The 12,373-nt window shown below is 62.3% G+C and carries 13 protein-coding genes and 1 pseudogene; 11 read left to right on the top strand and 3 right to left on the bottom strand.

From position 1 onward, the window contains the following. Positions 1 to 204: 204 nt before the first annotated feature. Genes cysT through ACY8D3_RS19480 form a run of 3 tightly spaced genes read left to right on the top strand, consistent with a single transcriptional unit; the run spans position 205 to position 2,904 of the window. A complete protein-coding gene (cysT, locus tag ACY8D3_RS19490; RefSeq protein ID WP_462380481.1) occupies positions 205 to 1,017 on the top strand; it encodes a sulfate ABC transporter permease subunit CysT in 813 nt (270 codons plus the stop codon). 10 nt (positions 1,018 to 1,027) lie between these two features. Continuing rightward, positions 1,028 to 1,882 (top strand): sulfate ABC transporter permease subunit CysW, encoded by an 855-nt coding sequence (cysW, locus tag ACY8D3_RS19485; protein ID WP_462380480.1) that lies wholly within the window; start codon positions 1,028 to 1,030, stop codon positions 1,880 to 1,882. Between the two features lie 53 nt (positions 1,883 to 1,935). After that, complete coding sequence (locus ACY8D3_RS19480; protein WP_462380479.1) at positions 1,936 to 2,904, top strand: sulfate/molybdate ABC transporter ATP-binding protein; 969 nt, start codon at positions 1,936 to 1,938, stop codon at positions 2,902 to 2,904. Between the two features lie 183 nt (positions 2,905 to 3,087). Here the strand turns inward: ACY8D3_RS19480 and ACY8D3_RS19475 are convergent, their stop codons facing one another. Further along, a complete protein-coding gene (locus ACY8D3_RS19475) occupies positions 3,088 to 3,453 on the bottom strand; it encodes a DUF4870 domain-containing protein (RefSeq protein ID WP_462380478.1) in 366 nt (121 codons plus the stop codon). Between the two features lie 17 nt (positions 3,454 to 3,470). Further along, positions 3,471 to 4,193, bottom strand: coding sequence for a ribonuclease PH (gene rph, locus ACY8D3_RS19470; RefSeq protein ID WP_462380477.1), 723 nt, complete (start codon positions 4,191 to 4,193; stop codon positions 3,471 to 3,473). Positions 4,194 to 4,393: 200 nt separating this feature from the next. Here rph and ACY8D3_RS19465 point away from each other — a divergent pair, with 200 nt between their 5' ends. The 5 genes from ACY8D3_RS19465 to ACY8D3_RS19445 all read left to right on the top strand — a co-directional run bounded on the left by ACY8D3_RS19465 (position 4,394) and on the right by ACY8D3_RS19445 (position 8,996). Further along, on the top strand, positions 4,394 to 5,257 hold the full coding sequence (locus ACY8D3_RS19465) for a YicC/YloC family endoribonuclease (protein WP_462380476.1): 864 nt from the start codon (positions 4,394 to 4,396) through the stop codon (positions 5,255 to 5,257). A gap of 5 nt (positions 5,258 to 5,262) precedes the next feature. Then, on the top strand, positions 5,263 to 5,883 hold the full coding sequence (gmk, locus tag ACY8D3_RS19460; protein WP_462380475.1) for a guanylate kinase: 621 nt from the start codon (positions 5,263 to 5,265) through the stop codon (positions 5,881 to 5,883). Positions 5,884 to 6,047: 164 nt separating this feature from the next. Further along, positions 6,048 to 6,311: a DNA-directed RNA polymerase subunit omega gene (gene rpoZ / locus ACY8D3_RS19455; RefSeq protein ID WP_462380474.1), complete on the top strand. Its 264-nt coding sequence runs from the start codon at positions 6,048 to 6,050 to the stop codon at positions 6,309 to 6,311. Positions 6,312 to 6,359: 48 nt separating this feature from the next. Then, a complete protein-coding gene (spoT, locus tag ACY8D3_RS19450) occupies positions 6,360 to 8,465 on the top strand; it encodes a bifunctional GTP diphosphokinase/guanosine-3',5'-bis pyrophosphate 3'-pyrophosphohydrolase (protein WP_462380473.1) in 2,106 nt (701 codons plus the stop codon). A gap of 150 nt (positions 8,466 to 8,615) precedes the next feature. Then, positions 8,616 to 8,996, top strand: coding sequence for a RidA family protein (locus ACY8D3_RS19445; protein WP_462380472.1), 381 nt, complete (start codon positions 8,616 to 8,618; stop codon positions 8,994 to 8,996). Positions 8,997 to 9,030: 34 nt separating this feature from the next. Here ACY8D3_RS19445 and ACY8D3_RS19440 read toward each other — a convergent pair whose 3' ends face one another. After that, positions 9,031 to 9,894, bottom strand: coding sequence for an SDR family oxidoreductase (locus tag ACY8D3_RS19440; protein ID WP_462380471.1), 864 nt, complete (start codon positions 9,892 to 9,894; stop codon positions 9,031 to 9,033). A gap of 185 nt (positions 9,895 to 10,079) precedes the next feature. Here ACY8D3_RS19440 and exbB point away from each other — a divergent pair, with 185 nt between their 5' ends. The 3 genes and pseudogenes from exbB (at position 10,080) to ACY8D3_RS19425 (ending at position 12,323) form a co-directional block, all read left to right on the top strand. Then, positions 10,080 to 11,039 carry a tonB-system energizer ExbB gene (gene exbB / locus ACY8D3_RS19435; protein WP_462380470.1) on the top strand — a complete coding sequence of 320 codons (960 nt, stop codon included), beginning with the start codon at positions 10,080 to 10,082 and terminating at the stop codon, positions 11,037 to 11,039. A 3-nt stretch (positions 11,040 to 11,042) separates the two neighbouring features. Continuing rightward, the gene (gene exbD / locus ACY8D3_RS19430) at positions 11,043 to 11,465 is read left to right on the top strand and encodes a TonB system transport protein ExbD (protein WP_462380469.1); all 423 of its coding nucleotides are present in this window, start codon (positions 11,043 to 11,045) and stop codon (positions 11,463 to 11,465) included. Next, positions 11,462 to 12,323, top strand: a pseudogene (locus tag ACY8D3_RS19425) (energy transducer TonB). Before exbD ends, ACY8D3_RS19425 begins: the two are co-directional and overlap by 4 nt. Positions 12,324 to 12,373 lie beyond the last annotated feature (50 nt).

Genomic DNA, 12,373 nt, shown 5'->3' with positions numbered 1-12,373 from the left:
TCGCATACCGGGCAGTCATTCTGCCCGGTGGCATCGGGTCGTCAGGGAAGGCGACGCACATATCTGGCTTCGCGCCGGTACGTCGTCATGCCAAGCCATCGAACGGCCACTGCATACGGCAACCTGACGGCGTTGCTCCCGCGGCCCGGCGACACCGGGAGCGGGACAAACCACCACACGGGAACGAAACCCTAAGGACCCTTCATGGCTCGGCGTACCTCCCCGGTCATACCCGGCTTCGGGCTGACCCTGGGCTACACCATTACCTACCTGGCGTTGATCGTATTGATTCCGCTGGCAGGCATGCTGCTCTACTCTCTGAACCTGACCGCTGCCCAATGGTGGGCGTTGATCACCAGTCGGCAGGTGCTCTATTCCCTCCAGCTGTCCTTCGGCGCTGCGCTGTTTGCCGCATTGCTCAATGGGGTGCTTGGTACGGTGCTCGCCTGGGTACTGGTGCGCTATGAATTTCCCGGCAAACGCCTCATCGATGCGATGGTCGACATGCCGTTCGCGCTGCCGACTGCCGTGGCGGGTATTGCCTTGACGGCCCTGTATGCGCCCAACGGTCTCATCGGCTCGCTGTTCCCCTTCAAGATTGCCTACACCCCGCTGGGTATTGCCCTGGCCCTGGTATTCGTCACCCTGCCCTTCGTGGTGCGGACGCTGCAGCCGGTGCTGGCGGACATTCCCAAGGAAGTCGAGGAAGCCGCCACCTGCCTGGGCGCCAAACCCTGGCAGGTCTTTCGCTACATCCTCGTACCGACACTGCTTCCCGCCTGGCTGACGGGCTTTGCCCTGGCGTTCGCGCGTGGCGTCGGCGAATACGGTTCGGTGGTTTTCATCGCCGGCAACATTCCGTTCAAGACGGAGATCCTGCCGCTGCTGATCGTCTCGAAGCTGGACCAATACGACTACGCCGGCGCGACAGGTATCGGCGTAATCATGCTGGCGGTCTCCTTCATCCTGCTGCTGCTGATCAATCTGCTGCAGCGCCGCATCCAGCCGAAGCTGTAAGGAACGCGCCATGAGCCTCGCACACCTCAAAGGCAATACGCGCCCGCGCGGCGTCGCCGGAAATCTGCTCATTGCCCTGGCCTGGGTGATTTTCGCGCTGATCCTGGTTTTGCCGTTGTACATCGTCATCACACAGGGCCTGCAACGGGGCCTTGCGACCTTCTGGGAAGCGATCAGCGAGCCGGACGCGATCGCCGCGCTAAAGCTCACGCTGATCGCGACCGCCATATCCGTTCCGCTGAACCTGATATTCGGGCTAGCGGCGGCCTGGGCCGTGACGAAATTCGAGTTCCGCGGCAAAAGCCTGCTGATCACGCTGATCGACATGCCGTTCTCGGTCTCCCCCGTCGTTGCCGGCCTGATCTACGTCATGCTCTTCGGGGCGCAGGGATGGTTCGCACCGGTGCTGGACACCTACGACCTGCAGATCATCTACGCCGTCCCCGGCATCGTCCTGGCGACGATATTCGTGACATTCCCGTTCGTGGCGCGTGAGCTCATTCCCCTGATGGAAGAGCAAGGGACGACTGAAGAGGAAGCCGCGCGTCTGCTCGGCGCCAACGGCTGGCAGATGTTCTGGCACGTCACGCTGCCGAACGTGAAGTGGGCCCTCGTCTACGGCGTGGTGCTGTGTACGGCACGCGCCATGGGTGAGTTCGGCGCGGTATCGGTGGTGTCCGGCCATATCCGCGGCATGACCAACACGCTGCCGCTGCACATCGAGATCCTCTACAACGAATACAACATCGTCGCCGCGTTCAGCGTGGCCATCCTCCTGCTGGCGATGGCGCTGGTCGTGCTGTTGCTTCGGCAGTGGGCCGAGGCCCGGCTCGCACGCCAACTGACCGTGAAAGACGACCACTGAATCGATGATCCCGGCGCGTGGGAACGACCGCGCCGACAGGACGGAATGACACCATGAGTATTGAAGTTCAGAACATCAACAAGCGGTTCGGCCAGTTCCAGGCGCTGAAGGACATCAATCTGCATATCCAGAGCGGCGAGCTCGTCGCCCTGCTCGGCCCGTCGGGCTGCGGGAAGACATCGCTACTGCGCATCATCGCGGGCCTCGAAACGCCCGATACGGGAAACATCGTCTTCCATGGGGAGGACGTCTCCACCCATGACGTTCGTGATCGCAACGTCGGTTTCGTCTTCCAGCACTATGCCCTCTTCCGCCACATGACGGTCTTCGACAATGTCGCCTTCGGCCTGCGCATGAAGCCGCGCCGAGAGCGCCCCAGCGAAAAGGTAATCGCCGAGAAGGTGCATGAACTGCTGAACCTCGTGCAGCTCGACTGGCTCACGGACCGTTATCCGGAACAGTTGTCCGGCGGCCAGCGTCAGCGGATCGCGCTGGCCCGTGCGCTGGCAGTCGAGCCCAAGATCCTGTTGCTCGATGAGCCCTTTGGTGCACTCGATGCGAAGGTTCGCAAGGAGCTGCGCCGCTGGCTGGCGCGCCTGCATGATGAAGTCCACCTGACCAGCGTGTTCGTGACCCACGATCAGGAAGAAGCCATGGAAGTCGCTGATCGCATCGTGGTCATGAACAAGGGCGTGATCGAGCAAATCGGCACACCGGCAGAGGTCTACGAGCATCCCGCCAGTGAGTTCGTCTACCACTTCCTGGGCGACGCCAATCGGCTGGATCTAGGCGCTGGCGAGCCGGTGCTGTTCCGCCCCCATGAGGTCGACCTGGACCGTACGGCAGTACCGGGCTATCACGCTGGTGAGGTGAAGGACATTCGCCTGCTGGGCGCGGTGACCCGCGTAACACTCAGGGCCGAGGGCCAGGATGCACTGATCGAAACCGAAGTCGCCAAGGACCACACCAGTTTGGCCGGGTTGGCCAAGGGCGAAACGATCTACTTCCGACCAAGGGTGTAGTAAAGGCGCTGGTAAACGGCCTACGCGCGGTTCCGGCGCAAGCCCTACGGGATTGCGCCCTACAAGGACTGATCGCAGCGCCGCCGTAGCGTTTGGGTAGGGTGGATTAGCCAAAGGCGTAATCCACCGCTCGCCGCGAGAAACCACCGCCCGCGCCTTAGCCACGCACCGGGGTGTGCCGAATCACTTCACCAGCCGAAGCGTGAGCGGATAGCGGTAGGCGCGGCCCTGATTGGCTTTGATGGCTGCAACAATGGCGAGGGCGACGCCCACTGCAGTGAAGAAGGCCATCATCGCGAAACCGATCAATACGATGATCAGGAGAAAGCTCACCGCCAGCCAGAGGCTGACGGTGATCTGGAAATTGAGGGCTTCCCTGCCGTGCGCGTCGATGAAAGGGTCGTCTTCTTTTTTCAGCTGCCAGAGCACGAGCGGCCCCAGCAGATGCCCGAAGGGAAAGACGAATCCCAGCAACGCCGACAAGTGACACAGCATCGCCCACTGCCGCGCAGATCGGCTTGGCTGGGTGTACAGGTCGGGTTCGTTCATCGCGCGTGCCTCATGGCTTAGTCGGCGAGCGCCGCCTTCTGGCATTCGAACAGTTCAGTCAGGCCCTTGCGGGCGAGCTCGAGCATGGCTGTCAGCTCTTCAGGCTGGAAGGGCTCGCCTTCGGCGGTACCCTGAACCTCGATGAAGCCACCGGCATTGGTCATGACCACGTTGAGGTCGGTCTCGGCCGCAGAATCTTCAAGATAGTCCAGATCCAGCACCGGCTCGCCCTGGTAGATGCCAACCGAAACCGCCGCCACCATCTGCTTGAGCGGGTCGCCCCCTTTCAACGCACCGCGTTTCTTCAGCGCGCTCAGTGCGTCGACCAGAGCAACCATCGCCCCGGTGATGGATGCGGTCCGCGTACCACCATCGGCTTGGATCACATCGCAGTCAATGTAGATCGTATTCTCACCCAGCTTGCGCATATCGAGCGATGCGCGCAGCGAACGGCCGATCAGGCGCTGGATCTCGAGCGTGCGGCCACCCTGTTTGCCACGGCTGGCTTCGCGCTGGGTGCGATCACCGGTCGCGCGGGGCAGCATGCCATATTCAGCCGTCAGCCAACCCTGGCCCTGACCTTTGAGGAATCGCGGTACGCCGCTCTCGACGCTTGCTGTACAGATGACCTTGGTGTCACCAAATTCCACCAGCACCGCCCCTTCGGCATGCTTCGTGTAATTGCGGGTGATGCGGATCTGGCGTAGTTGATCGGCAACGCGGCCACTGGGACGCTTCATCGGGCTTACCTGTACGAGGAATGTCCGCCGCATTATAGGGGGACCAGACGACGCTTTCACGACCGCTGCGTCGGACCGATGCGGCATTACCCGGCTCGGGTAGGTCATATGAGCCCGTCGACAACGCCAACACGGGCTGGGTGCGTCCCGTGCCTGTGCGCTACAATTCGGCCCTTTACCCCACACGCTGGAGAGATCCGATGGTGCACAGCATGACCGCTTTCGCCCGAGTCGAGCGCGTCGTCGCGCACGGCACCCTGAGCTGGGAGCTGCGCTCGGTCAACCATCGCTATCTCGAACCGCACCTGCGCTTGCCGGACGCCTTCCGTGACCTCGAAGGTGCCGTGCGTGACGCGCTGCGCCAGGGGCTGTCGCGCGGCAAGGTGGAATGCACCCTGCGCTACAGCGAGGCGGGCGCGGACAAGAGCCTGCAGGTCGATCAGGAGCGTGCTCGCCAACTCATCGCGGCAGCAAGCACCGTCGCGGGGCTCATGGACAGCCCGGCACCGGTCGACCCCATGGATGTACTGGCGTGGCCCGGCGTACTGGTCGCGGACTCCGCCGATCCCCAGGCGCTGAATGCCCAAGCGCTCGAAGCCTTCGGCCAGGCATTGGAGGAACTTCGCAATGGCCGGGCGCGAGAGGGTGCCGAACTCGCCAGGCTGCTCAATGAGCGCCTCGACAGCATCCTTGAGGAAGTGTCCCAACTTCGCGCACTCGTGCCCCAGATGCTGGGCCATCAGCGTCAGCGCATCCTGGATCGCTTCCATGAATTGAAGATCGAACTCGATCCCCAACGTCTGGAGCAGGAACTGGTCCTGCTCGCCCAGAAGAGCGACGTCGCCGAAGAACTCGATCGCCTCAAGACCCACGTCACCGAAGTGCGCCGCGTACTGTCCAGCGCCGGTGCTTCGGGCCGCCGGCTCGACTTCCTCATGCAGGAGCTCAACCGGGAAGCCAATACCCTGGGTTCGAAGGCATTCGATCCCCGCTCCACGCAGACAGCGGTCAACCTCAAGGTGTTGATCGAACAGATGCGCGAACAAGTCCAGAACATCGAGTAAATTTCATGACTCCCGTCCCCGGCACGCTCTACATCGTTTCCGCCCCCTCCGGCGCAGGCAAGACCAGCCTTGTGAAAGCGCTGCTCGAAGCCATGCCCCACATACGGGTATCGGTGTCACACACCACCCGGGCCAAGCGTCCCGGCGAGGTCGACGGCGTGAACTATCACTTCGTCACCCGGGAACAGTTTCTCGAGATGCTCGAGCACAACGACTTCCTGGAGCATGCCGAGGTTTTTGGCAACCTCTATGGCACCTCCATAAGAGCCCTGGCCCGTACGCTCGAGGAAGGCCATGACCTGATACTGGAAATCGACTGGCAGGGCGCCCAGCAGGTGCGCAAGCTGCTGCCTGCGGCATGCTCCATTTTCATCCTGCCGCCGAGCCGCGAAGCGCTACGCCAGCGTCTGACCAACCGCGGCCAGGACAGCGAGGACATTATCGATGGGCGTATGCGCGAGGCGGTCAGCGAGATGACGCACTTCGACGAGTACGACTACCTGTTGATCAACGACGATTTCGCCCATGCGCTCGAAGATCTCAAGGCGATTTTCCGAGCCAATCAGTTGCATCAGCCCTCGCAGCGGCAGCGCTATGGAGAACTCCTGCAGAATCTGCTTGGCTGACCGTTCCGCCTGCGCTGCTTGAAGCGCGGCACGCGCCACCGTAGACTGCCCAGTCCGCCCACCCTCCGTCAGCGAGGTTCCCGGCACGCGCCTCCGCTGTGCCGGCCGACCCCAGCCCCGGGTGCAAGCCCCCTATTACGCTCTTGTGAACATCGAGGAACACCATGGCCCGCGTCACCGTAGAAGATTGCCTGGACAACGTCATCAATCGTTTTGAGCTGGTCATGCTCGCCACCAAGCGCTCGCGCCAGCTGGCCACAGGCGGCAAAGAGCCAAAGGTTGCGTGGGAAAACGACAAGCCCACCGTCGTCGCTCTGCGTGAAATCGCGGCCGGCCTCGTCGACTATGACGTAATTGCCCAGGAAGAAATCGTCGAAGACGAGCCGCTGTTCGCGTCGTTCGACGACGAGGCAAACGAAGCAATCTGACGCGATGCCCCAGCGACGTCGAGCGACAGACAACCTTGGTGAATGCCCATGCGCGGCATAGAAGCATTCGCTGAGCGATTGTCCAGTTACCTCGGACCGGACCAGGTCAACCTGGTCCGTCGCGCCTACTACTATGCCGAACAAGCCCACGACGGCCAGCGCCGCCGTAGCGGCGAACCCTACGTTACCCACCCTCTCGCCGTCGCCAACATCCTCGCCGACATGCACATGGACCATCAGAGCCTCATGGCCGCGATGCTGCATGACGTCATCGAGGACACAGGCATCGCCAAGGAAGCCCTGACCACACAATTCGGCGAAACCGTTGCCGAACTGGTCGATGGCGTCAGCAAGCTGACCCAGATGGACTTCCAGACCAAGGCCGAGGCGCAGGCGGAAAACTTTCAGAAGATGGCCATGGCCATGGCACGCGACATCCGCGTGATCCTGGTCAAGCTCGCCGACCGCCTGCACAACATGCGCACGCTGGAAGTCCTCTCTGGCGAGAAGCGCCGCCGCATCGCCAAGGAAACCCTCGAAATATACGCGCCGATCGCCAATCGCCTCGGCATGCACAACATGCGCGTCGAGTTCGAGGATCTGGGGTTCAAGGCGATGTATCCAATGCGCTCCGAGCGCATTCGCCACGCGGTCCGCGCCGCTCGCGGCAATCGCAAGGAAATCGTCGCCAAGATCGAAGAGTCCATTACGCATTGCCTGGAGCGCGAAGGCCTCCAGGGATCGGTCATGGGCCGCGAGAAACACCTTTACAGCATCTACAAGAAGATGCGCGGAAAGCGGCGTTTCAGCGAGATCATGGATGTGTACGCGTTCCGCATCGTGGTCGACAAGGTCGATACCTGCTACCGCGTCCTCGGCGCCGTTCACAGCCTGTACAAGCCGCTGCCGGGTCGCTTCAAGGATTACATCGCCATCCCGAAGGCCAACGGCTACCAGTCGTTGCACACGACACTGTTCGGCATGCACGGCGTGCCCATCGAGATCCAGATCCGCACGCAGGAGATGGAAGAGATGGCCAACAACGGTATCGCCGCGCATTGGCTGTATAAGTCCGGTGAGGACGAAGCGCCGAAGTCCACGCACATCCGCGCGCGTCAGTGGGTGAAGGGTGTGCTCGAGATGCAGCAGCGGGCCGGCAACTCGCTGGAATTCATCGAAAGCGTAAAGATCGACCTGTTCCCGGACGAGGTATACGTCTTCACGCCCAAGGGCCGCATCATGGAGCTGCCCAAGGGGTCGACGGCCGTCGACTTCGCCTATGCCGTGCACACAGACGTGGGCAACAGCTGCATCGCCTGCCGTATCAATCGCCGCCTGGCACCCCTGTCGCAGCCGCTCGAAAGCGGGTCGACCGTCGAGATCGTCACCGCACCGGGCGCACGTCCGAACCCGGCATGGTTGAATTTCATCGTGACCGGCAAGGCGCGCACGCATATCCGTCACGCGCTAAAGCAGCAGCGCCGGTCCGAATCGATCAGTCTGGGCGAGCGACTGCTGAACAAGGTGCTGGCCGGTTTCGATACGGAGCTGGCCAAGATCCCGCAAGAGCGGCTCGATCATGTGCTGGCGGAGTATAGCCAGGAGGTCATCGAGGACCTCCTCGAGGACGTCGGCCTCGGCAACCGGATGGCTTATCTCGTGGCGCGACGGCTGCTGGCCCGTGAAGACGAAGCCGCAACGAGCGACGAAGGTCCGCTCGCGATTCGCGGCACCGAAGGCCTCGTGCTGAGCTATGCACGCTGCTGTACGCCGATTCCAGGCGACCCCATCGTTGGCCACCTTTCGGCCGGCAAGGGCATGGTGGTTCACCTCGAAAGCTGCCGGAACATTGCCGAGATCCGGCACAACCCGGAGAAGTGCGTCCAGCTGGCGTGGGCGAAGGACGTCAACGGCGAGTTCAATGTCGAGCTGCGCATCGAGCTGGAAAGCCAGCGCGGCCTCATTGCGCTGCTTGCCACGCATGTGAACGCGGCCGATGCCAACATCGAGAAGATCAGCATGGACGAGCGAGACGGACGAACTGCCGTCGTCCAGCTCGTGGTCAGCGTCCGTGACCGTATCCATCTGGCGCATGTTATTCGCAAGCTGCGCAAGCTGGCGGGCATCATCAAGATCACGCGAGCGCGCGCCTGACCGGCTCGCGAAAATCTCTCCTCTTTCCCCAAGCCGGCATGAAAGTTATGCGCCCAGGATCTGTCCCGCAGGACAATGCACTGGGCTCTGGACCTTTCGCACGTCTTCGTTCAGCCTCCTGATCTTTCCATCGTCCTTGCAGGAGCTCCCATGACCAAGACTGTGATCAACAGCGACAAGGCCCCGGCCGCCATCGGTACTTATTCCCAGGCGATCAAGGCGGGCAATACCGTCTACCTGTCCGGCCAGATTCCCCTGGACCCGACCTCCATGGAACTGGTCGAAGGCTTCGAAGCGCAAACCGTGCAGGTATTCGAGAACCTGAAAGCCGTCATGGAAGCGGCGGGCGGCTCATTCAAGGACGTGGTCAAGCTCAACATCTTCCTGACTGACCTGTCTCACTTCGCCACCGTCAACGAGGTCATGGGCCGCTACTTCCAGCAGCCCTACCCCGCGCGTGCCGCCATCGGCGTTGCAGCCCTGCCCAAGGGTGCGATGGTCGAGATGGACGCCATCCTCGTCATCGAGTAAGCACCCTGGCGGGTAGGCAACGGTGCCGACCCGCCTATTGCTTGAGTTCGTCGATCAATTCGGCGTAGCCGTCCCGGAAACTGGGATAGCTCGGCTTCCAACCCTGGGCGCGTGCCCGTGCGTTACTGCAGCGCTTGCTGCCGCTGCGGCGCTTCGGACCTTCGTCGGATGTCTGGGTGACATTCAGGCGCGCCCGTAGCCAGTCCAGCACATCGTGCAGCGGCGCCGGATCGTCATCCACTCCCAGATAGCATTCGTCGACTGGCTCCCCGGCGGCGTCACGCTGGAGCAGAAACGCCAGCAGTCCGGCCGCATCGTCGCGATGTATCCGATTGGCATAGAGTGGCGGCGAGGCATCGGCTTGCACGCCCTGCCGCGCCTGCCGCAGCATCCATTCCCGGCCGGGCCCGTAGATGCCGGCCAGCCTCACGACGGTCGCCGGAATACCGGACGACTGCGCCAGTGCTTCGGCCTCGCGCAGGAGTCGCCCCGAATAGCGGCTGGCTTCGGCTGGCGAGGTTTCATCGACCCACTCGCCGCCCGACTGTCCATAGACGCCCGTACTCGAGACGAAAACCAGGCGCCGTGGGCGCTGGCCTCTCGAATCCAGCCAGCCCAGTACGTTTCGCAGCCCGTTCACATACGTGGCACGGTAGCCTTCCTCGTCATGCTGATCCGCCGCTGCAGCGAAAACCACGTAGTCAGGCGTCGCTGACGGCCAGTCCTGCGGACACTCGGCCCGCTGCAGATCGCCCTCCACCGGCCGTACGCCAGCCGGAAGGGCTGATACCGTTCGACGCAAGCCGTACACATCCCAGCCCTCTCCGAGCAAGCGCTTGGCGAGCGCGCTCCCTACATCGCCACATCCGGCGACGAGCAGCGTCGGTTTGCTATTCATTCACTAACCCTCTGAATGCCCTGGATTTATCGCCCCAGAGCGATGTGACGCCTGACCGGATGGTAACCCGATTGGTCCGGTGCGGTGCTGCCATTGCTTTTACAAACAAGAATTAATTGCAATAATGCCTCGCATTCGCGTCCGCACTGCGGTCTGACACAGTACATTATCCAGGTCCGGTCATCATGAAACGCATCGAAACCCGCCCTTCGACTTCTCTGACACGGCTGCTCTCGCTGGTCACCCTGTCGCTGTCCTGCCTGCTGTTCACGCCGATTGGTAGCGCCGATAGCAACGTGCCGGCGGCCAACGACCAACCGGCCGCCGCAGTCGCCCCGAATACCGACAGCCCCGCATCCCCTACGGTTTCCGATGCGCAACAGAACACGGCTGTCCCGGTCGACGGCGCAGTGCCGGCGCTCTCGGACGAGGGTGAACCCGCCATGACACACGACCTGTCGCCATGGGGCATGTATCAACAGGCTGACGTAGTGGTAAAGGCGGTGATGATCGGCCTCGTACTGGCCTCGATCCTCACCTGGACAATCTGGGTCGGCAAAGGCCTCGAACTTAGCCGGGCGCGGCGCCGCCTGAAGGCGGAACTGGGAGACCTGAAAAAGGCCCGTACGCTGAATCAGGCCGCAGAGCAGGCCAGGACCCAGAACAGCTTTAGCCAGATGCTGATCGAAGATGCGCAGGAGGAGCTGCAGCTCTCCGCGCACAGCACCGAAAAGGAAGGCATCAAGGAGCGCGTTGCGTTTCGCCAGGAGCGCCTGGTTGGCGCCAGTGGCCGCAAGATGAGCCAGGGTACCGGTATTCTCGCCACGATCGGCTCCACTGCCCCCTTCATCGGCCTGTTCGGTACAGTCTGGGGCATCATGAACAGCTTCATCGGCATCGCCAAATCGCAGACAACCAATCTTGCGGTCGTCGCCCCGGGCATCGCCGAAGCGTTGCTGGCGACCGCACTGGGTCTGGTCGCCGCCATTCCTGCCGTCGTCATCTACAACGTGTTCTCACGCTCGATCGGTGCCTACAAGGCGCAGGTGGGCGATGCGTCTGCACAGGTCATCCTGCTGGTCAGCCGTGATCTCGACCGTCCGGTCGGCGAGCGCAGCCAACCCCACATGGTCAAGGTGAAGTGATCCATGGGTCTGCATCTCAACGAGAACGCCGACGATCTTCAGGAAAACCACGAGATCAACGTCACCCCCTTCATCGACGTGATGCTGGTTCTGCTGATCATCTTCATGGTGGCCGCACCGCTGGCTACTGTAGACGTCAAGGTCGACCTGCCGGCATCCACTGCCGAGCCTCAGCAGAGACCGGAGAAACCGGTCTTTGTCAGCGTGAAGCAGGACAAGAGCCTGTTCGTGGGCGATACGCCAGTACAGCGCGAGGCGCTCGGCAAACTGCTGGATGACACGACGCAATTCAAGAAGGACACGACCATCTTCTTCCAGGCCGACAAGGGCGTCGACTACGCCGACCTGATGGACGTGATGAATGCGCTGCGTGGGGCGGGCTATCTCAAGATCGGCCTTGTGGGACTCGAGTCGGTCCAGAAATGAGCAACCGTTCCGAACTCCTGCGCTGGACCGCAAGCCTCGCGCTGGTACTCGCCGTGCACGCGGCGGTCGTGCTGGCTGCGCTGTACTGGCGTAGCGAGCCGCCGCCGGTCCAGTTGCCGCCCGAAGCCATGATGGTCGAGCTCGCGCCACTGCCGGCTGCAGCCCCTCCACCGCCACCGCCGCCACCACCCCCGGAGGACATTCCTCCACCACCGGAACCGGAACTACCACCTGTGGGGGGTGGTGTGCCATTTGCACTTGAATATTATGAACTTTAGGATAATTGTGACTGCTGATGTTTTTTTTTTTTTTTTTTTTTTTTTTTTCAAGCAGAAGACGGCATACGAGATTCATGAGCGTCTCGTGGGCTCGGAGATGTGTATAAGAGCCAAACCCAAGCCAAAACCCAAGCCGGAGCGTAAGCCCGAGCCGCCGCGAACGGAGCCGCCCAAGCCCGACGCCAAGCCAGCCGAGGAGGCACCGCCCACGCCTGCGCCGCCGGCTGAAACGGCGTCTGCGCCGAAGCAGGCCGCACCGAGCTCATCGAGTGCTCCGTCGAATGCGCAGCGGACATGGCAGAGCGAGTTACTCAGCCATCTGGGCCGCTACAAGAAGTATCCGGAGGCTGCACGCCGCCGGGGTACGGAGGGCGTGAACAAGCTGCGCTTCGTGGTCGATGCCAACGGCAAGGTTCTCTCGTATGAGATCGTAGGCGCCTCTGGCAGTGCCGCGCTCGACCGAGCAACGCTCGAAATGATTCGCCGGGCGCAACCCCTGCCGGCTCCACCGGCCGAGTTGCTGAAAGGTGGCAGCCTGGAAATCGTCGCACCGTTCGTGTATTCGCTCGAACGAGGCTAGCAGCACAGCGGCGACGGCATTCGTCCGGCGCCGCTTCGCGCCCTCATGGG

The sequence above is a fragment of the Pseudomonas sp. Marseille-QA0892 genome, from assembly GCF_054950135.1.
The sequence above is the reverse complement of the archived record's forward strand: the minus strand, read 5'-3'. Positions and strand labels throughout refer to the sequence as shown.